Below are 19,505 nucleotides of genomic sequence, written 5' to 3' on the forward strand. Positions count from 1 at the left end.
CTTTAGTTATGAGAAAACAGATTGTATTACTGATTTTTATAATGACTATTTCGATAGCATCTTTTAGTCAGTCTAGAGGTGTGAAAATAGGATATATAGATATGGAGTATATTTTACAAAATGTACCTGACTACATGGAAGCTAAAAGCCAATTAGAGCAAAAAGCTCAAAAATGGAAACAAGAAATAGAAGCCAAAAAAAATGAAGTTACAAAACTTAAAGAGTCTTTAAAAACTGAAAAAGTTTTATTAACTAAAGAATTAATCGAAGAAAGAGAAGAAGAAATTGTATTTCAAGAAACAGAATTATTTGATTATCAGCAAAAACGATTTGGGCCTAATGGTGATTTAATATTACAAAAAGCAGTGCTTTCTCAACCAATACAAGATCAAGTTTTTACTGCTGCGCAAGACATTGCCGAAGCAAAAAAATATGATTTTATTTTTGATAAATCGTCTGATTTGACCATGTTGTTTGCTGCCAAACGTTTTGACATAAGCGATCAAGTTGTTCGAGTAATTACAAGAGCAACGAAAAGGAATCAATTGAGTAAGAAACAACTTAAGTTAGAGGAAGAGAAAGAAGCTAAAGAGAATTTAGAAGACGAAAATCCAGCTGTAGCTGATAGAAAGAAAATACTTGATGATAAGAAAGCGGCAAGAGAACAATTAATTGCAGAAAAAAGAGCAGCTGCCGAAGAAAATAAAAAAGCAGTTGAAGAAAACAGAAAACAACTTTTAGCAGAAAAAGAAGCAAAAAAGAAAGGCACAGTTGTTCCAGAAAAAAATGAAATTGACAGTACTGCAAACGAAGTTCCTGGTACTAATAATTCAGCTTTAAAAGCTACAGCACCCGCAGATAATTCATCAGCTATTACTGCTAAACAAAAATTAGCTGAAATAAAAGCAAGAGATCTTGAAGAAAGAAAAAAAGCATTAGAAGAAAAAAAGAAAAAAATATTAGCAGACAGAGAAGCAGCAAAAAAAGAAAAAGAAGCAAATAAACAACCTGAAAACATTAAAAACTAAAAAACAATTAATTAATATTTAAAAATGATGAAACAAATAAAAACTTTATTAATAGCTACAGCCCTTTTCATTACTGGTAATCAAGCAATAAATGCTCAAGCAAAAACAGCTCACGTTGAGGTAAGTGAAATAATGGCAAAAATGCCTGCAATGCTTGAGGCTCAAAAACAATTGGAAAAATTAAGTGGTACCTATGATGTAGAGTACAAAGGAATGGTTGAAGAATACCAAAACAAATTAAAAAAATACGAACAAGAAGCTACAACAGTTGCTGAGGCTGTAAACGAAACTAGATCAAAAGAGGTTCAAGACATGCAAAAAAGAATCGTTGATTATAGAGACAATGCTCAAAAAGAATTACAACAAAAAGAAGCTGATATCGTTAAACCAATTATGGAAAAAGTAAAAGCATCTATTCAAAAAGTTGGAAAAGCTAAAGGATTTCAATATATTTTAAATTCTGAAGGTTTACTTTTAGCAGATGGTCCGAACTTGACTGCTGATGTAAAAAAAGATTTAGGTTTTTAATTTAAAAATCTTTTTAAATAAAATATAAAAACTGCTCCATCGAAATTTCGAGATGGAGCAGTTTTTTTTTACATTTGATTTATGATAAACAATCAACCTATTGGTCTTTTTGATTCAGGAATTGGTGGAACTTCTATATGGTCTGCCATTCATGAACTATTACCTAATGAAGACACGATTTATCTAGCTGATAGCAAAAATGCTCCCTACGGAAAAAAAACTAAAGAAGAAATTATTGCATTAAGCATTAAAAACACTGAATTTCTTCTCGAAAAAAACGTTAAACTTATAGTAGTTGCATGCAATACCGCTACTACCAATGCAATAAAAGAATTAAGAGATTTATATAAAGTGCCGTTTATTGGTATCGAACCCGCAATAAAACCAGCAGCAATACATTCTAAAACACAAACTATTGGGATATTAGCAACTAAAGGCACTTTGAGTAGTGAGCTTTTTAATAAAACTGTCGAAAAGTATCAAGATACCCATATCATAGAACAAATTGGTTACGGACTAGTAGAATTAATAGAAAATGGAGAACTCAATTCTCCTGAAATGGAAAAGCTTCTTCATTCTTACTTACAACCAATGATTGAAGCAAATATTGATTATTTAGTTCTAGGATGCAGTCATTATCCGTATTTAATTCCTTTAATAAAAAAGATAATTCCCAATCACATACAAATAATCGATTCGGGTGAAGCAGTGGCGAGACAAACTCAAAAAATAATTGAAGAAAAAGTTGGAAAACATGATGTCGGAAAAAGCAATGCTATTTTTTACACCAATACAAATCCCAAAGTACTAACTGAAATATTAAAAAATAAATTTAAAGTTATAAAACAAGATTTTTAATGTTTTTGATTACTCTTTAAACCAACTTGAATACATTACATAATTATTGGAAATTCTTTCTATTTCACCTGCAAAATCAGACTGGTCAATATCTTTAACCTTTTTTGCAGGAATACCCGCCCAAATAGTTCCAGATTCAACAATAGTATTCTGAGTAACAACAGCTCCTGCGCCAATTATTGAATTGCTTTCTACCACACAATTATCCATAACAATGACCCTCATTCCTATTAAAACATTGTCTTTTATAGTACAACCATGAACTATTGCATTATGTCCTATAGAAACGTTGTTTCCTATTACGGTTGGATGTTTTTGATAAGTACAATGAATAATAGCACCATCTTGAATATTTACTTTATTGCCAATAGTTATACTATTTACATCTCCTCTTACAACTGCATTAAACCAAACACTACAAGAATGACCAAAACAAACCTCGCCAACAATAGTGGCGTTTTCTGCAACATAACAATCATCAGGAATTATTGGAGATTTGCCGTTTACTGATTTTATCAACATAATGGTAAAAAAATAGTCCCGAATAAATCGGGACATTTTATAAAATATTTAATTAATTGCCGGACAATTACAGTGGTATTTCTCAGGACTACAAAATAAATCTATTCCTAAAGTAATTTGATGAAAACCGGGATTATCAAATTTTACTTCTCCAGCTAAATAAGAATAAGTATATGAAAACATAAAATTATTATAATTTACACCGATTATGGGAGTAATATACTGCAATTTTTGCGTTCTAACCCCACCACCGGCATTATATTGAGCACCGTCTAAGCTTCTTCTATACGATAAAGCACCCCAAAGTCTTCCTATTTCTAGTTGTTTGTACACTTTCATGTTTAAGTCAAAAGAACTTTCTTTGGTTTGGCTGATGCTTTGAAACATCATCGATGGCTCCCATAACAAGCCGTCCTCTTCTCCAAAAGTATAACCCAAATTCAAAATTATTTTTCTAAGATTATCACTTTCAAAATCACTATAAAGCTCTCTTCTAGTTTCAATAGCGTTTTTAACCGTTGCATGAGCATAGAAATCTAAAAAATTATAAGAAGCACCTATATCAACGTTAAAATAAGAGTCTTTCTGAATCATACCATTACCTACAATAGGATCAAATTCTCTAAATTCACCTTCATCTAATCTACTTTGGGTTAAACCCACATTAACTCCAAACGAAAGTTGGTTCAAATCGACATAATCTCTAGAAAACATGATATGATGCGCATAGGTCAATTTTATTCCAGTTTGTGAGTGGTATCCATTTTTATCATTATAAAAAATAGCTCCAGCTCCAGATTGTTCTCCAATTCTTCCATTAAAACTTAACGTTTGAAGTGACGGTGCATCTTCTTGACCAAACCACTGTTGTCTTCCGGTTGCTCTTAATTTAGCGCAACTTGCAGCACCAGCCATTGACGGATGCAGTAAATAATAATTGTCTGATAAATAATCAGAATAAACCGCTATACCTTCTTGAGAAAATGAAAATTGTGATGCTAAAAACACAACTAATAATCCTAATTTCTTAAAACTCATTTTTTAAATTTTTAATTATATACAATTCCTTGTAATTTACTAATTATAAGACAAAACGAAAATCACCTTTATTAGTTGCGCCCAAATATATAAATTTTTGATGATTTATAAATCAATAATTAAAATTTATTCACTAAACTTCCTGTTTTTTGATAATAAATTAAATTCAGAAAAAATTAAAACAAAAAACAGTAAAAACAAACGTTAATTTATTGTTTAATTGTTCAAATATAATTAATCACTCATTATAACTTTGTTAAATTTGTAAAAAATATAAAATATGATACAATTAGCTATTAAAGAAACCCAAAATCCAGCTATACTAAAATTTGAATTCCCCGATTTCATAACTCAAAATGACCTGAGCCTTGGCGAACTGGCGAAGCAAAGTTTTGAATTTAAAAACATCGATGAAGCGAAAAATTCCCCATTGGCTCAAAAGTTATTTTATCTGCCATTTGTAAAAACAGTTTACATTTCAGGAAACTTTATTGCTATTGAAAAGTTTAGTATTGTAGAATGGGAAGATGTACAAGATGCTGTCGCTGAGCAAATCGCCAGTTTTGTAAATGATGGTGGAATTATTATTACCGTTGATGAAAACAAACCTAAGAAACAGCCCGCAACCGTTTATGGCGAATCGACTCCTAACCCTTCAGTTTTAAAATTTGTTGTGAGTAGAATGCTAACAAAAACAGCTGTCGAGTTTAAAAACATTGATGAAACTTCTGCATCGCCTTTAGCTAAAGAATTATTTAAATTTCCTTACGTCAAAGAAGTTTTTATAGACGAAAATTATGTTTCGGTAACCAAATATGCAGTAAACGAATGGCAAGAAATTACTTTAGAGCTGCGATCATTTATAAAGGAATTTATTGAAAACGGAGGGACGGTTCTTGATGAAAGCCTTGTTGACTTAAGTCCAAAAATAGAGAAACAAAAGATAGAAAATTTTGATACCCTCGATACTACATCACAACAAATCATAAATATTTTAGAAGAATATGTTAAACCAGCTGTAGCTGCCGATGGCGGAAATATTCTTTTTGATTCGTACGACGAAAAAGAAAAAAGAGTAAAAGTAGTTCTTCAAGGTGCCTGTAACGGATGCCCATCTTCTACATTTACCTTAAAAAGTGGTATCGAAAATATGCTGAAAGACATGCTTAATGATAAAGACATTATTGTCGAAGCATTGAACGGATAATATTCTTCTAAAACTATCCTCAAAATTTAAAAACTGAATGTTTTATGAATGAATTGGCGCAAGAAACAAGCCCTTATTTATTACAACATGCTGATAATCCTGTAAACTGGAAAGCATGGAACACTAATTCGTTATCTGAAGCCAAAGAAAAAAACCAACTAATCATTATTAGTATTGGATATTCTGCTTGTCATTGGTGTCATGTCATGGAACACGAAAGCTTTGAAGATGATTTAGTTGCCAAAACTATGAATGCTCATTTCATAAATATAAAAGTAGATCGCGAAGAACATCAAAATGTAGATGCGGTTTATATGAAAGCCGTTCAAATTATGACAGGTCATGGCGGTTGGCCATTAAACATTATTGCTTTACCTGATGGGAGACCAGTTTATGGAGGCACTTATTTTAGAAAAGAAGAATGGATAAATGTTTTGGAACAACTACAAGAATTGTACAAAACCAATCCTGAAAAAATGATAGAATATGCCGAAAAATTACATAAAGGCATTGAAGCTATTAGCATCATTAAAAAGCCTACAACAAATACAATTTTAGCGCAAAATGTAATTGTTCCTTTAGTAGAAAAATGGAAAAAGAGCTTCGATTTAGAATTTGGAGGTATGGCACGAGCTCCAAAATTCATGATGCCTAACAATTACAATTTTCTGTTGCGATATGGTTTTCAAACCAATGATACTGAATTGTTAGATTTTGTAAATCTTACCTTAACCAAAATGGCTTACGGAGGACTTTTTGACACCATTGATGGAGGTTTTTCACGCTACTCAGTTGACATGAAATGGCATGTCCCGCACTTTGAAAAAATGTTGTATGACAATGGCCAGCTGGTTTCTCTTTATTCCAATGGGTATAAACTAACTAAAAATCCTTTGTTTAAAGAAGTTGTAGAAAAAACACTTCAATTTATCTCTAGAGAATTAACCAATAAAGAGGGTGGTTTTTATTGTGCACTTGATGCCGATAGTCTCAATGAAAAGCAACATTTAGAAGAAGGCGCTTTTTATGTTTGGCAAAAAGTTACATTGCAAGAACTACTTAAAGAGGATTTCGAATTATTTTCAGAAGTTTTTAATATTAATGATTTCGGATTTTGGGAACATGAAAACTATGTACTCATTCAAAATAAATCCTTAGAAGAAATTGCAGCTATACACCAAATAAAAGAATCAGAATTAGCATCTAAAAAGAAATCTTGGGAAACTATTTTATTCTTAGAAAGAGAAAAAAGAAGTAAACCTCGATTAGACGACAAATGTCTTACTTCTTGGAATGGCATTATGCTAAAAGGATTTGTCGATGCCTTTAAAGCTTTTAAAGATGAAAATAATTTAACAACCGCACTAAATAATGCCAATTTCATTATTAAAAATCTTTGGTCATCTGATGGGAATTTATTTCACAATTACAAAAATGGCATAAGTACCATAAATGGATATTTAGAAGATTATTGCTTTGTTATAGATGCTTTTATAGGTTTATATGAAGTTACTTTTGACGAAAAATGGTTGCGCCATTCCAAACAATTAACGGATTATTGTTTAGAACACTTTTTTGATGAAAATAGTGGTTTCTTTACCTTTAGTTCTAATTTAGATGAAGCCCTAATTGCCAAACATTATGAAACTGAAGACAATGTTATTCCAGCATCAAACTCGGTAATGGCAAATAATTTATTGTATTTGAGTATCTATTTTCACAATGCCTACTATGAAAAAATAGCACGTTTAATGTTACAAAATAGTATTGCGAATATAGACTATCCTTCGGCTTATTCGAATTGGCTTTTAACATTTTTAAATTTCGGAGAGCAAAACAAAGAACTAGCAATTTGTGGACAAGACGCATTAAAATACAATTCAATATTGAACGAAATGTACTTGCCTAATATCATTTTAGCTGGTTCTGAAACAGAGTCCAATCTTCCGTTTTTAAAAGACCGATTTAAAAAAGACGAAACCCTTTTTTATGTTTGTCAGAATAAAACGTGTATTGTGCCAAAAAATAATTTTGAAGAAGTTAGTAAAGAATTGAAATTCAATAATTAAACAATCGCTTTTTATTGTAAATTTGACAATTAATCAATTCATTTAACGGTTATGGGAATAGGAACTTTTATTAAAAATTTATTTGGTTCAGCTAAAGAAAGTGCCGAAAGTTTAGCAGAAACCGCAAAAGAAAATGCATCACCTTTATTAGAAAAAGCGGAAGCACTTGCTGAAGAAGCGATAGAGAAATTTAGCGAATTTTCAGAGAAAGCGAGTGTCGTTTTAGAAGATGTTGTGAGTTCTGTAAAAGAAAATACTGCTCCGATGATTGAAAAAGCGGAATCCTATACAGAAGAAGCTAAAGTTAAAGCGACTGAATATTCTGAAAAAGCTGGAGTTGTAATAGGGGATATTGTAACTTCTATAAAAGAAAATACTGCTCCAATAATTGAAAAAGCAGAAGTCTTCGCTAACGAAGCAAAAGTAAAGGCAGAGGAAGGCATTGCTGTAGCTAAAGAGAAAATAGATGAGTTAGTAAATAACTCAACTCAGGAATCAAAAAAAGACGCTGAATAAATAGAAAAAATACTATTTTTGTAGCTCAAAATAACGAACCTTCTCCTATTAGAGAAGGTTTTTTTTAAATTTTAAAATGAAATTACTAGTAGACATTAATTTTATCGATCAATATACAAGTTCGTTTGTAAAAGTTTTAATCGATTACTCACCAAAACTAATTGCAGCCATCTTACTATTAGTTATTGGAATTTGGGTAATAAAAATCATCAATACTGTTTCTAGAAAAATAATGGTAAAAAGAGAAATAGAGCCAACACTCATTGAGTTCTTATCTGATATTATATTTTGGGGATTGCGAATCGTTCTTTTTATTGCTGTTATTTCGAAATTAGGTATAGAATCGTCTTCTTTTGTCGCTATTCTTGGAGCTGCAGGATTAGCTGTTGGTTTGTCGCTGCAAGGTTCGCTCTCCAATTTTGCGGGAGGTATGCTTATTATATTGTTTAAACCATTTAAACTAGGTGATTTTATTGAAGCACAGGGCACTTCGGGGACTGTTATTGATATTCAAATTTTTGTAACTCAATTATTAACAGTAAACAACCAAGTGGTTTTTGTTCCAAACGGTACATTATCTAACGGAAATATAATCAACTATTCTAAAAAAGAAAACCGACGAACTGATTTAACAATTGGAGTTTCTTATGATACTGATATAAAAAAAGCGAAAGACATTATTTATAATACATTAAATAAAAATTCAAAAATTTTAAAAACCCCCAAACCTTCGGTTTCAGTAAAAGAAATAACAGATACTGGAATTAAAATCGCAATTCGGGTTTGGACTAAGAATCAAGATTTTTTAGAAGTTAGCTCAGAAATATTAGAAGATTCAAAGGCAGCTTTAGATTTAGAGAATATTAATTTTTAGCCTTTTTAAAGTTACATTTAAAAAATAAAATGTTTCTCTAATTAACATACTACACATTTACGTTGAATTTTTAATCTATTTTCTATTTAGATTAAAATAAACTTATTAATTCCTTAACGGATGCTATCATTAGTTTTATTTCTAAATTATCACTATTTTTAAATAAGTTTATCAGTTAATACAACAAAGAATAACTGTTCTTTTCAAAAAACACAATAAAAAACTTTTCAACACGATAACGTTATAGTTGTGTAATATTTAAAAAATGTGTTTTTTTTATCATAATTATATATATTTTTATCAAACAATTAACCAAAATATTTATAAATTATGAAAAAACAAATTTTATTGTTGATTGCTTTTTTTGCATTTGCATTCAACAGCAACGCGCAAACCATCTCTATAATTGGAGATGCTACACCTGGTGACTGGGCTGCTGACACCAACATGACCACCTCTGATAATGTAACGTATACCTTATCAAATGTTACCTTAATTAATGGAGGACTCAAATTTCGTCAAGATGGCGCTTGGACTAACAATTGGGGAGGTAATACTTTTTTATCAGGAACTGGTGTTCCTGGTGGTAGCAATATAATTGTTACTGCAGGTGTTTATGATGTTACGTTTAACTTGACTACAAAAGCTTATTCTTTTACAGCTGTAGCACAAGGTTTTTCCGACATTTATGTTAAAGGTACTGCAAACGGAAATGCAGCTGCCGTTATGTCGACAACTGATGGAATTAACTACATTTTTTTAGACGCCGATCTTAGTTTGGGAGGCATACAATTTCAAGAGGACTTAGTTGCTACTAACACTTGGGGTGATTCAGCTTTTCCATCAGGAACTGCAACATTAGATGGAAATGCAATTAGTGTTATTCCTGGAACTTACGACATCAGATTTAACAAAAATACTGGTGTTTATTCTTTTACTTTTCCACAAATCAGTATTGTTGGACCTGCTAAATTGGGTTGGCCTGCCAACGGTAGTGATACAAGTAAAGATTTTTATTTAACCACTACAGATGGTGAAAATTACAGCACAAGCTTGACAGCTTTCACTACTGGTGCTTTGAAATTTAGAAAAAATGCTAATTGGGCAGTAAGTTATGGAGGCACCGGTTTTCCTAACGGAACTTCTTCTGGTAATGATATCAATGTGCAAGCTGGAAGTTATGTACTTGCTTTTAACAGAATTACAGGAGTTTATTCTTTTAACTCAGGTTATCCTACCATCAGTTTGACTTCTAACGGTGTCGATACAGATTTGTTTACTGGTGATGGAGTAACCTACTCTAAAAGCAATGTAAATATTCTTCCTGGGATGTATAAATTCCGTCAAGCAAATGCCAATGATTTTGTTTGGGGTGGTTCTGCTTTTCCTTCTGGAACTTCAGCAACTTATATCACGACTTCTATTCCTGTTCCAGGAAAGGCTTTCAATGTAACTTTCAACAAAAATACAGGTGCTTACGCTTTTACTTATGTAACAATTAGTATCATCGGAGATGCAACTCCGGGAGGATGGGGAGCAGACACAAATATGTCAACAACAGATGGGGTAAACTATACTTTAAATGGAGTATCATTATCTCGAGCTGAATTAAAATTCCGTCAAGGTAATGATTGGGGGGTAAAAAACTGGGGAGGAAATGCTTTCCCAACTGCCACAGGCGTTTCAAATGGTGATAATATTAAAGTTTATAAAGCTTCTGTATATAACATTACTTTTAATCGTGTAACAGGTAAATATACTTTTGTAGATACAAATCTAGTAGGTTATCATACTATAAGCATAATTGGAAACTCTACTCCGGGTGGATGGGATACAGACACACCTATGACAACTACTAATGGGGTTAACTATAATATTAATGGTGTTTCTTTAGTATCTGGTGCTCTGAAATTCAGAATGGGTAATGACTGGGCTACTAGTTGGGGAGGTAATTATCCTTCAGGTAATAATAGTATTGGAGGAAATGATATTCCAATTCCAAATAGTTCTGTTTACAATATTACACTTAATATTTCTACTGGTGCATATACTATAAGAGATATTAGAGAAACACAAATTAGACAATGTGGAAGAACACTTCGTTTCCTTAATGAAATTATTCAATGTCAACCAATTGCAGGAGCTACACAATATCGCTTCCAAGTAACTGATGAAGCTAATGTTGTTACTGTTGTTACAAGCGGTAATTTTACTTTTAACCCAGCAGCATTTACTTTTGATCATCCTACCAACCGCGGATTCAATTGGGCTAAAAATTATATTATTCGTGCTGCAATTTATATAAACGGTGATTGGGGTGCTTATGGCCCTAGCTGTACAGCACGTACACCAAACGAGCCAGCAGCATTGCCTACTAAGTTAAGATCACCTTGGTTTTGTAACCAAACAGTAGCAAGCATGAACACTAACATTCAGTGCGACCCTGTTCATTTGGCTACAAATTATGAGTTTAGACTTACAGGTCCAGGAGGGTATAATCAAGCAAGGACTTCTACATCTATCGCTATTAATCTTACTACTTTTCCTAATTTAAGATACAATACACAGTATACTGTTAGTGTAAGAGCGTTTAGTGGAGGTATTTGGATTGAACCAACAGAAACCTGTACCATAACCACACCAAGTGTGCCACAAACCTCTTTAGTATTCCAACATTGTAATATAAACACAACTACAAAATTTGTAGTTATGGCTCGAACTGTGTTTTATGCAGAAGCGTATAAATTTAGAATTTCTGATGGAACAACAATAGCAGAAATAGAATCGCCAAATATTTATTTTGCTGCATCAACTGTAACTGGTGGCATGATAGGAACAGGTAAAGTATATACTGTTCAAGTAGATGTTAAGTACAATGGTGTATTCTTAAATAATTGGGGACCAACATGTCAATTAACTATTCCAAGTTTTAGAATGTCAGACACAAATACTTCTAGTATCTTTAACGTTAAAGCATTTCCTAATCCTTTTGCAACGCACTTTAGTTTAGACATCGAGAGTTCAAGCGACGCTCAAGTAGAGATGAAAGTATACGATATGATAGGTCGTCAACTAGATGTTCGTAAGGCTTCAGTATCAGAACTAAGTGGTCTAGAAGTAGGTCGCAATTACCCAGCTGGAGTATACAATGTAGTTGTATCTCAAGGCAATAAAGTAAAATCGGTTCGAATGATTAAACGATAAGATTAAAAAATTTTAATAATAGAAGCCGTCCCAATAACTGGGACGGCTTTTTTCTTTTACAATAACCAAAATGCAATTCAAAAGAATCAAACAGCCTTTTGGAACAGTTATTTCTTAGAAAAAGTCCCTACAAAATCCTTCAAATAATACGGTTCAAAATAAGCAACATCTACTGTGTCGTTATTTCTAAACTTTTCATAACTCAAAGCACACATCTCTTTAGCAGATGGATAAATTTTATCTTCTAAAAAAATAAAATTTTCTTTAGTTAAAACGGTTTTGCATTTTGAAGCACAATCACCAACAAAATAAATTGGCAAATCGAATGTTGAAAATGAGTCCTCTTCAATTATTTCTGCTCTAACTTCTCTTATTTTATTTAACTTAGAATCAAAAATGGCACTGTACACTTCCATTCTTCGTGCATCTATCATAGGAATTATAATTCCATTAGTAACTTTTATTTGCGAAGCTAAAACTTCAAGCGTATCAATTGCAATTAACGGAATATCGAGAGCGAAACAAAGTCCTTTAGCCGCAGAAACTCCTATTCGTAATCCTGTATAAGATCCAGGGCCTTGACTCACTGCGACTGCTGACAAATCTTTACAAGAAATTTCTATTTCACTTAGTATTTCATTTATAAAAACATGCAATTTTTCAGCGTGAGAATACCCCTCCTCAGCCATTTCTTTACAGAGAATTGTTTTTCCGTCTTTTGAAATGGCTACCGAACAATTTTTGGTAGCGGTTTCTATATTAAGAATATAAGTCATTATTCTTTATCTACTTTTTTATCATTAGCCGCCGCTATTTTTACTTTATCACCAGAATTCAACTCTTTCGATACGGTATTGTATGGTCCAACTATTACGACATCACCAGGTTTTAAACCATCTGTTACTTCAATATTAGTATCGTCTTGAATTCCTGTTTTAATTATTCTAATTTTAGCTTTTTCACCAACTTTAAGAAAAACACATTCTAATTTTTTGATATTTTTTTGTTTCACTTCGCTTTCCTGAGCAGCTGGGTCGTCAACAGAAAATGTCTTAACAGCAGCTGTATCTGTCTTTACAACAATTGAACTTATAGGTATACCTACCACTTTTTCTTTTCTTTCTGTAATAATATCAACAGTAGCGGTCATACCCGGTCTAAATGGAGAATACGATGTAGGTTTTCCTGCTAATAAGTCTTGATAGGATTCTTTTACAATTCGCACTTTAACTTTAAAATTGGTGACTTGATTGGCTGTAAGAGCTGAACTTGCCGAGTTAGAAATACTTGTAACAATTCCTTTAAAATTTTTCTTTAAATAGGCGTCTACTTGCACACGAGCAGAATCGCCCACATTTATTTTTACAATATCATTTTCGTTTACATCAACTTCAACTTCCATATTATTAAGGTTGGCCACTCTTAAAATTTCAGTTCCTGTCATTTGCTGTGTGCCTAAAACTCGTTCTCCTAATTCTACATTTAGCATCGAAATAGTTCCGTCTGCTGGAGCATAAATAGTGGTTCGTCCTAGATTATCCTTGGCTTCGTTTACCGTAGCCGAAGCACTTTTTACATTAAAATAAGCCGATTCTTTAGCCGCTTTAGCGCCTTCAAAAGTGGCAATAGCTCTGTCCCAATCTGATTTAGAAATAATGCCTTTATCAAATAAAATTTTATTTCTATCATAATTTGCTTTAGCTTCTTTAAAAGTAGCATCGGCTTGGCTTAATCCCGCTTTAGTTTGTGACAAACCCGCAACAGTTCTGTTGTAACCTGAAGTGTATAAATCAGGATTGATTTTAACCAATAAATCTCCTTTTTTTACAACTTGCCCCTCTTTTACTGGTAAAGCAATGATTTCACCAGATACTTCAGATGAAATCTTTACCTCAATTTCAGGTTGAATTTTACCCGTAGCCGAAACAGTTTCAACTATTGTAATTTCATTTACTTTAGCGACTTCAACATCAAGCGATTTGTCTTTATTGCCAATAATTCCTTTTTTAGAAAGCACCAATAAAACAGCGACTACAACAACCGCTATACCTATTATGACATAAATTGATTTTTTTGACATGATTATTGTTTTTGAATGATTGGAATACCAAAGTAAAACTCTAACACTTTTACTTTAAAAATATAATCGTATTTGGTTCTTATTACTTCAGATTGTGCGTTGGAAAATAAGGTCTGAGCTTGATCTAAATCGAATACGTTCATCAACCCAACTGCATAGCGCTCTTTGGCATAATTAAATGATTCTTGTCTTGCCTCTAGTGCTGAAACAGCCGATTCATAGGAATTTAAAGCTCCTTTAGCATCTGTAAAAGCGGTATAAACATTTCTCTCTAAATCCAATTCTGATTGACTCAGTGCTAGCTTACTTCTTTCTAAACTAACTTTTGAACGTGCTACACTGTTTTTTACCGAAAAACCATTTAGTATAGGAACGTTCAATTGAAAACCAAAATTATGCCCTTTGTTTTCTGAAAATTGATCGAAAAAAGGCAATGGTTTTCCTAAAACTAAAGAGCGATTTGGTTGTAATACATTTACATTTGAACCTTCTACGAAACCAATTACTGAAGTAGGATTAGCAATATCGGGTTCAAATCCTGTAATTCTATCTGCATACCCTATCCTAGTGTTAAATCTATAAAAACCTTGAAGACTAGGCTGAAAAGCTCCTTTGGCAATTTTTAAATCTCTTTCAGCTAACTCTAAATTTGTTCGTGCAATTTTAACTTCAACTCTACTTTCTTTCGCTTTTTGAAAAATAGTCTCTGGAGAAAGTATCATTGTTGGGCTTTCTGAAACAGGATAATCGGAATCGGCAATTTCAAAATTTTTAAAATCATCCAATTGCAAAAGTTGGGCTAAGCTTAATTTTGAAATTAAAAACGTATTTTCGGCCGCAATAACTCTTTGTTTATTTGAAGCCACTGTTGCTTTTATGTCTAATAAATCGCCTCTTGGCACAGACCCTGCATTTACTAACTCTTCAGTTCGTCTCAATTGTCCTTCGCTGTTCTCGAGCTGTTGGTTTTGTACTTTAATGTTTTCTTTAGCAAAAAGAATTTGCAAAAAAGCGTTAGCTACATTTAATGAAACATCATCTTTCATTTTACTCAAATTATACTGAGCAGCAAGCATTCCTAAATTTGATCTTCTAAGTCGATTTTGGTTTTGCAATCCTTTGTAGATATCAACACCTGCAGTAAGTCCTAAAGATGTAAACTGAGTGGTTTGATTTTCTAAAAGACCAGTAGTTATATTTTGGTTCAAACCAATATTCCAAGAATGAGATCCATCGGCATTAATAGTTGGTAAAAAATTCCCAATAGCTTCATTCTTATCTATTGTTGCTAGTTGACTATCTAATTGGGATTGTTTTATGGATATGTTTTTTTCTAAAGCATAATTTACACATTCTTCAATAGTCCATTTTTTAGTCTGCGACTGCACTTCCTGACTAAATACAGCTATAAAAACGAGAGCAAAAAAAATAATCTTCTTCATATTTTAGAAATGAATGCTTAGCAAAGGTACTACAGATATTTAATATTTACTGAAAACAGAACAAATTTTTAGAATCAATAACATTACAGAGGTAAGTCTCAATTCCATTTAAAAAGTTACACTATTTTACAAATAAATCTAAAGCGATTAACTAATTTTACAGCACTAAATTTAAAAAAATGATAAAAAATATTTCTTGTTTCATTTTGCTATTCCTGCTGTTTTTTTTAGCAAGCTGCTCCTCAACTCAAAAAATTGCTGCTTTAAAGCCAGAACCTGATGATGCTTCGCCATTACTTTACGACAATGTTAACTCCTTTCTTAATTTGCCTATAAAGCTTAAACTTCAAGATGTGGCCAATCAAACCAATAAAATCCTTACTGGTTTAATTTATGAAGACAATACCATTGAAGACGACGATTATGAAGTAAAGATTTGGAAATTAGCTCCTATTACTCTTGAGAATGAAAACGGAAAAATTAAGACCGTCTTACCTTTAAAAGCTTTTGTAAAATATAGAATTGGGACCAATACATTAGGAATTGCATTATACAACACTAAGGAATTTAACTTTAACGGTAATGTAACTTTATTAAGCGATGTGGGCTTAACGAATTGGAAGTTAAAAACTAATACCGAACTAAAATCTTTAGATTGGAAGGAGAGCCCTACTGTTACCGTTTTAGGAAAAGCAATTCCAATTACCTATTTAATAAATCCAGCTGTTCGGCTTTTTAAATCTAAAATTGAAAAAAGTATTGATGAAGCCATCGAAAAATCGGTTGATTTTAAACCCAATGTTTTGGATGCTTTAGAAAAAGTTTGTAGCCCTTTCGAAATGAGTGAAGCCTATCAAAGTTGGCTTCGAGTAGTTCCTTTAGAATTGTATACCACAGAAGCTAAACTGCAAAGAGAAGTGATTTCGTTTGAAATGGGCTTGAAGTGCAATATGGAAACTTTAATTGGACAAAAACCTATATCAAAATTTGATCGCGACAAAATTGTTTTAAAACCCGTTCTAAAAATGCCTCAGCGTGTTTCTGCAAATATTGTTGCTGTTTCTGGCTATGAAGAAGCTTCGAAAATAATGACTAAAAATTTTTCGGGACAAACATTTGGAACTGGGAACAAAAAAATAACGGTTCAAAATGTGGCTATTTGGCATAAATCAGGTAAAATGATTATTGCATTAGATGTGATTGGGAGTTTAAACGGAAAAATATATCTCTCTGGGTTTCCTCAATACAATGATAAGTCGAAAGAAATTTATTTTGACGAATTGGATTATGCGATAGATACCAAAAACAAATTGTTACGAACTGCCAACTGGCTTGCTCAAGGTTATGTTTTAGCAAAAATTCGTGAAAGTTGCAGGTATTCCATAAAACCTAATCTAGAGGAAGGCAAGCAAAATATTCTTAAATATTTAAAAAATTATTCGCCAATGCCAGGAGTTTTTGTAAACGGAACAGTTGACGACATTCAGTTTCAAAAAATTCAATTAACCAACAAAGCTATTATTGCTTTTGTGAAAGTAAATGGCGATGTAACGATTACCGTTGATGGTATTTAACTATACTTTCTTTTTTGAATACAATCTATAGACTGCATAACCAATTGCAGCAACAAGTAAATATGGTATTGCCATTAGGTACACAATTCCATCGTTTACGGCTTGTGCTTTTGCAGTATCACCTTCACTTTCAATTGCGGCGCGACACATGGCACACTGTGCATTTGTTGTAAAAGAATAAAAAACAGAGAATAGCAAAAAAGCAAAAAAAACTATTTTCCTTTTTTTACTTCTATCTTCTAACTCCTCATTTCTTACTTTAGTACACATAATAAGGTGCAATCATCAAATATACAATAACACCAGTAACAGCTACATAAAGCCAAATAGGGAAAGTGATTTTAGCGATTTTTTTATGTGCATCGAAACGTTGCGCCAATGCCCTTACATAAGTAATTAATACTAAAGGTATAATAATTATTGATAAAATAATATGAGAAATTAATAAAAAGAAATATACATATCGAATTATTCCTTCTCCACCAAAAGGAGTTGAATCTGCCGTCATATGATAGGCTACATACATCACTAAAAACAGCACCGACAATCCTATGGCTATTTTCATTAATGTTTCATGCAACTTTCTTTTACCGTTTTTAATAGCAATTACGGCTGCTATTAATACCAAAGCAGTTATTCCGTTTGTTGTAGCATAAATTGGAGGTAAAAAAGATAATGGCTCAACATCATAACCAAAATCTTTCAACTTTACTCCAAATAAAATTGCCACCACCACTGGTATTACTATTGAAACAATTACTATAAATGTATTGTACTTTTTTTCGACTGATTGTGTTTTCATTATTCTCTTAGTAAAATGGCTATATCTTGTTGTATTGTTTGAACTCCTTTTGCTTCTAATCCTTCATAATATAAAGTAGGATTTCCGTATTCGTCTTTTCTGCATCTAATATTTCCTTGTTTATCGATTAACGCAAAAAATCCAGAATGCTCGAAACCTCCACTAACTTTACTATTTTCGCCTGCATATAAATTAAATCCTTTATTGGCAAGTTCATAAATATACTTTTTATCACCAGTTAAAAAATGCCAATTGGATGATTTTGCACCTAATAAATCTGCATGCTCTTTTAAAACTTGAGGGGTGTCATTTTGAGGATCGATAGTAATTGAAGCTATTCCGAAATTTGGATTTCCAAAAAATTTATTTTGAATCGTAACTAAATTTTTATTCATTTTAGGACAAATAGAAGGGCATTTCGAAAAGAAAAATTCAAGCACATACACTTTTCCATTATAATTAGCATTCGTAATTGTCTTATTATCTTGATTGGTTAATTTAAACTCTGGTGCTGGTCCAATTTTTACTAAACTTTGATCAGCAGTTCCTTTATTGATTACCTTATCTAGTCGATCTCCTTTAACAACAGAATTGGATTGAATTCTTGAAACTATTTTAGGTATCGCATAAATTCCAAAAACAAGAATAATAAACGAAATTCCTATGTACGATTTATTTTTGAACATTACTTTAAATTTGTCTTTTTGCGTTATTCCTTTTAAGAGCCAAACGGTATTCTGCCAATATCACTTTCACATCATCTGTCATTTCATTATACAAATCAGATGGAGAGAAAGTGTCGTATCCTTCTTTGTATTCGTCTTTGTCTTTTCTGCCTCTTAAATTTCTTTTCTTGTCAACGATATACACATATGAAGTGCCAAAATCAGCATTTAATTTCCCTTTTAATTTTAATGAATTATAATATTCTTGAATTTCATTAGTAGGAGCAAAAACAAAAATCCATCTCGATACGTCTGTTAATTCGCTTAGTCCTTTAAGAATTTGCTTTGCATCATCTTGTGTTCCTTCAGGAGCAATCATAACAAATTGAAAATCTTTAAATTCTCTATTTTTATTATATATTTTTTGATTGAGGTTAAAACAATTGCCTTTGTTACGCAATATATTTTCTCCTGTAAATCCCAAAACAGTAATTCTGTTGTTTAATGTTACTGGTTCACCGTTTAATGATTTCCATTGCGCTACATCTGGAATAGCTTTCGTTACTGTTGGCAAAGTCATAAAACTATTTACTCCTGTTGCAAAAAATAGATATGCAAATATGGGAAAAATAAAAAGGACAAAAAGAACTATATTTTTTTTCACGATAAATAAATAATTTAGTACAAAAATAAAAAAAGGCACGCAAAGCGTACCTTTTATTGAATTAATATCTTGTTAAAAATTCCATTTAATTGTAGAATTTTTGAAAATCTCAAAAATATAATCAGCTTCTACTAAAAGAATAAAAAGCAAATAAGCAACTAAAAAAATAATTGGACTAACAACAATCCATCTTAAACTGCTTTTCTCCCCTTCCATGTGCATAAATGCCCAAACAATATAATACGCTTTAACAAGTGTAAGAATTATAAATAACCAGTTTAGCAAATTCATACTTAAAAAAGTATTCATGTGTAAAGATTCTGGTTTTAAAATTCCAAAAATAACCTCTACTATTGTTATTACTGAAAGAATTCCAAAAACTTTCCAAATTCTTCCAAGGTTTGATTCGTGTGCGTGAGACATAATAATAAATT

At 32.0% G+C, this 19,505-nt stretch carries 19 protein-coding genes; 9 read left to right on the forward strand and 10 right to left on the reverse strand.

Going from position 1 to position 19,505, the window contains the following annotated elements:
• The first annotated feature begins 8 nt into the window (after positions 1–8).
• The 3 genes from ACFQ0S_RS04880 (at position 9) to murI (ending at position 2,414) form a co-directional block, all read left to right on the forward strand.
• Positions 9–1,028, forward strand: coding sequence for an OmpH family outer membrane protein (locus ACFQ0S_RS04880; RefSeq protein ID WP_379754665.1), 1,020 nt, complete (start codon positions 9–11; stop codon positions 1,026–1,028).
• Positions 1,029–1,055: 27 nt separating this feature from the next.
• A complete protein-coding gene (locus tag ACFQ0S_RS04885) occupies positions 1,056–1,556 on the forward strand; it encodes an OmpH family outer membrane protein (RefSeq protein WP_379754792.1) in 501 nt (166 codons plus the stop codon).
• An 81-nt stretch (positions 1,557–1,637) separates the two neighbouring features.
• Entirely contained in the window at positions 1,638–2,414 is a 777-nt protein-coding gene (gene murI / locus ACFQ0S_RS04890; protein ID WP_379754668.1) for a glutamate racemase, read from the forward strand.
• Between the two features lie 9 nt (positions 2,415–2,423).
• On the opposite strand, the gene ACFQ0S_RS04895 is transcribed toward murI, so the two are convergent.
• Positions 2,424–2,936, reverse strand: a complete 513-nt coding sequence (locus ACFQ0S_RS04895) for a gamma carbonic anhydrase family protein (protein ID WP_379754671.1) — start codon at positions 2,934–2,936, stop codon at positions 2,424–2,426.
• Between the two features lie 48 nt (positions 2,937–2,984).
• A complete protein-coding gene (locus ACFQ0S_RS04900; protein WP_379754674.1) occupies positions 2,985–3,974 on the reverse strand; it encodes a PorP/SprF family type IX secretion system membrane protein in 990 nt (329 codons plus the stop codon).
• A 280-nt stretch (positions 3,975–4,254) separates the two neighbouring features.
• On the opposite strand from ACFQ0S_RS04900, the gene ACFQ0S_RS04905 reads away from it, so the two are divergent.
• The 5 genes from ACFQ0S_RS04905 (at position 4,255) to ACFQ0S_RS04925 (ending at position 11,844) form a co-directional block, all read left to right on the forward strand.
• Positions 4,255–5,181 (forward strand): NifU family protein, encoded by a 927-nt coding sequence (locus ACFQ0S_RS04905; RefSeq protein WP_379754677.1) that lies wholly within the window; start codon positions 4,255–4,257, stop codon positions 5,179–5,181.
• A 44-nt stretch (positions 5,182–5,225) separates the two neighbouring features.
• Positions 5,226–7,250, forward strand: a complete 2,025-nt coding sequence (locus ACFQ0S_RS04910) for a thioredoxin domain-containing protein (protein ID WP_379754680.1) — start codon at positions 5,226–5,228, stop codon at positions 7,248–7,250.
• A gap of 51 nt (positions 7,251–7,301) precedes the next feature.
• The gene (locus ACFQ0S_RS04915; RefSeq protein ID WP_379754683.1) at positions 7,302–7,766 is read left to right on the forward strand and encodes a hypothetical protein; all 465 of its coding nucleotides are present in this window, start codon (positions 7,302–7,304) and stop codon (positions 7,764–7,766) included.
• A 76-nt stretch (positions 7,767–7,842) separates the two neighbouring features.
• Positions 7,843–8,640, forward strand: coding sequence for a mechanosensitive ion channel family protein (locus ACFQ0S_RS04920; protein ID WP_379754689.1), 798 nt, complete (start codon positions 7,843–7,845; stop codon positions 8,638–8,640).
• A gap of 330 nt (positions 8,641–8,970) precedes the next feature.
• Positions 8,971–11,844: a SusF/SusE family outer membrane protein gene (locus tag ACFQ0S_RS04925; RefSeq protein ID WP_379754692.1), complete on the forward strand. Its 2,874-nt coding sequence runs from the start codon at positions 8,971–8,973 to the stop codon at positions 11,842–11,844.
• A 107-nt stretch (positions 11,845–11,951) separates the two neighbouring features.
• Here ACFQ0S_RS04925 and tsaB read toward each other — a convergent pair whose 3' ends face one another.
• The 3 genes from tsaB to ACFQ0S_RS04940 are packed head-to-tail and all read right to left on the reverse strand — an operon-like array spanning position 11,952 to position 15,366.
• On the reverse strand, positions 11,952–12,620 hold the full coding sequence (gene tsaB / locus ACFQ0S_RS04930; RefSeq protein ID WP_379754695.1) for a tRNA (adenosine(37)-N6)-threonylcarbamoyltransferase complex dimerization subunit type 1 TsaB: 669 nt from the start codon (positions 12,618–12,620) through the stop codon (positions 11,952–11,954).
• Complete coding sequence (locus ACFQ0S_RS04935; protein ID WP_379754698.1) at positions 12,620–13,924, reverse strand: efflux RND transporter periplasmic adaptor subunit; 1,305 nt, start codon at positions 13,922–13,924, stop codon at positions 12,620–12,622. Before ACFQ0S_RS04935 ends, tsaB begins: the two co-directional genes overlap by 1 nt.
• Before the next feature lie 2 nt (positions 13,925–13,926).
• A complete protein-coding gene (locus ACFQ0S_RS04940) occupies positions 13,927–15,366 on the reverse strand; it encodes a TolC family protein (RefSeq protein WP_379754701.1) in 1,440 nt (479 codons plus the stop codon).
• Between the two features lie 179 nt (positions 15,367–15,545).
• Here ACFQ0S_RS04940 and ACFQ0S_RS04945 point away from each other — a divergent pair, with 179 nt between their 5' ends.
• Entirely contained in the window at positions 15,546–16,940 is a 1,395-nt protein-coding gene (locus tag ACFQ0S_RS04945; protein ID WP_379754704.1) for a DUF4403 family protein, read from the forward strand.
• On the opposite strand, the gene ACFQ0S_RS04950 is transcribed toward ACFQ0S_RS04945, so the two are convergent.
• The 5 genes from ACFQ0S_RS04950 to ACFQ0S_RS04970 form a co-directional block, all read right to left on the reverse strand.
• The gene (locus ACFQ0S_RS04950) at positions 16,941–17,210 is read right to left on the reverse strand and encodes a hypothetical protein (protein WP_379754707.1); all 270 of its coding nucleotides are present in this window, start codon (positions 17,208–17,210) and stop codon (positions 16,941–16,943) included.
• On the reverse strand, positions 17,200–17,742 hold the full coding sequence (locus tag ACFQ0S_RS04955) for a DUF420 domain-containing protein (protein ID WP_379754710.1): 543 nt from the start codon (positions 17,740–17,742) through the stop codon (positions 17,200–17,202). The genes ACFQ0S_RS04950 and ACFQ0S_RS04955 overlap by 11 nt, the downstream gene beginning before the upstream one ends.
• Entirely contained in the window at positions 17,742–18,428 is a 687-nt protein-coding gene (locus ACFQ0S_RS04960) for an SCO family protein (RefSeq protein WP_379754713.1), read from the reverse strand. The genes ACFQ0S_RS04955 and ACFQ0S_RS04960 overlap by 1 nt, the downstream gene beginning before the upstream one ends.
• A gap of 4 nt (positions 18,429–18,432) precedes the next feature.
• A complete protein-coding gene (locus tag ACFQ0S_RS04965) occupies positions 18,433–19,071 on the reverse strand; it encodes a hypothetical protein (protein WP_379754715.1) in 639 nt (212 codons plus the stop codon).
• Between the two features lie 72 nt (positions 19,072–19,143).
• Positions 19,144–19,494, reverse strand: a complete 351-nt coding sequence (locus ACFQ0S_RS04970) for a cytochrome C oxidase subunit IV family protein (RefSeq protein WP_379754718.1) — start codon at positions 19,492–19,494, stop codon at positions 19,144–19,146.
• Positions 19,495–19,505: the final 11 nt, after the last annotated feature.

The organism is Flavobacterium myungsuense (assembly GCF_042677265.1).
Classification (GTDB): Bacteria; Bacteroidota; Bacteroidia; order Flavobacteriales; family Flavobacteriaceae; genus Flavobacterium; species Flavobacterium myungsuense.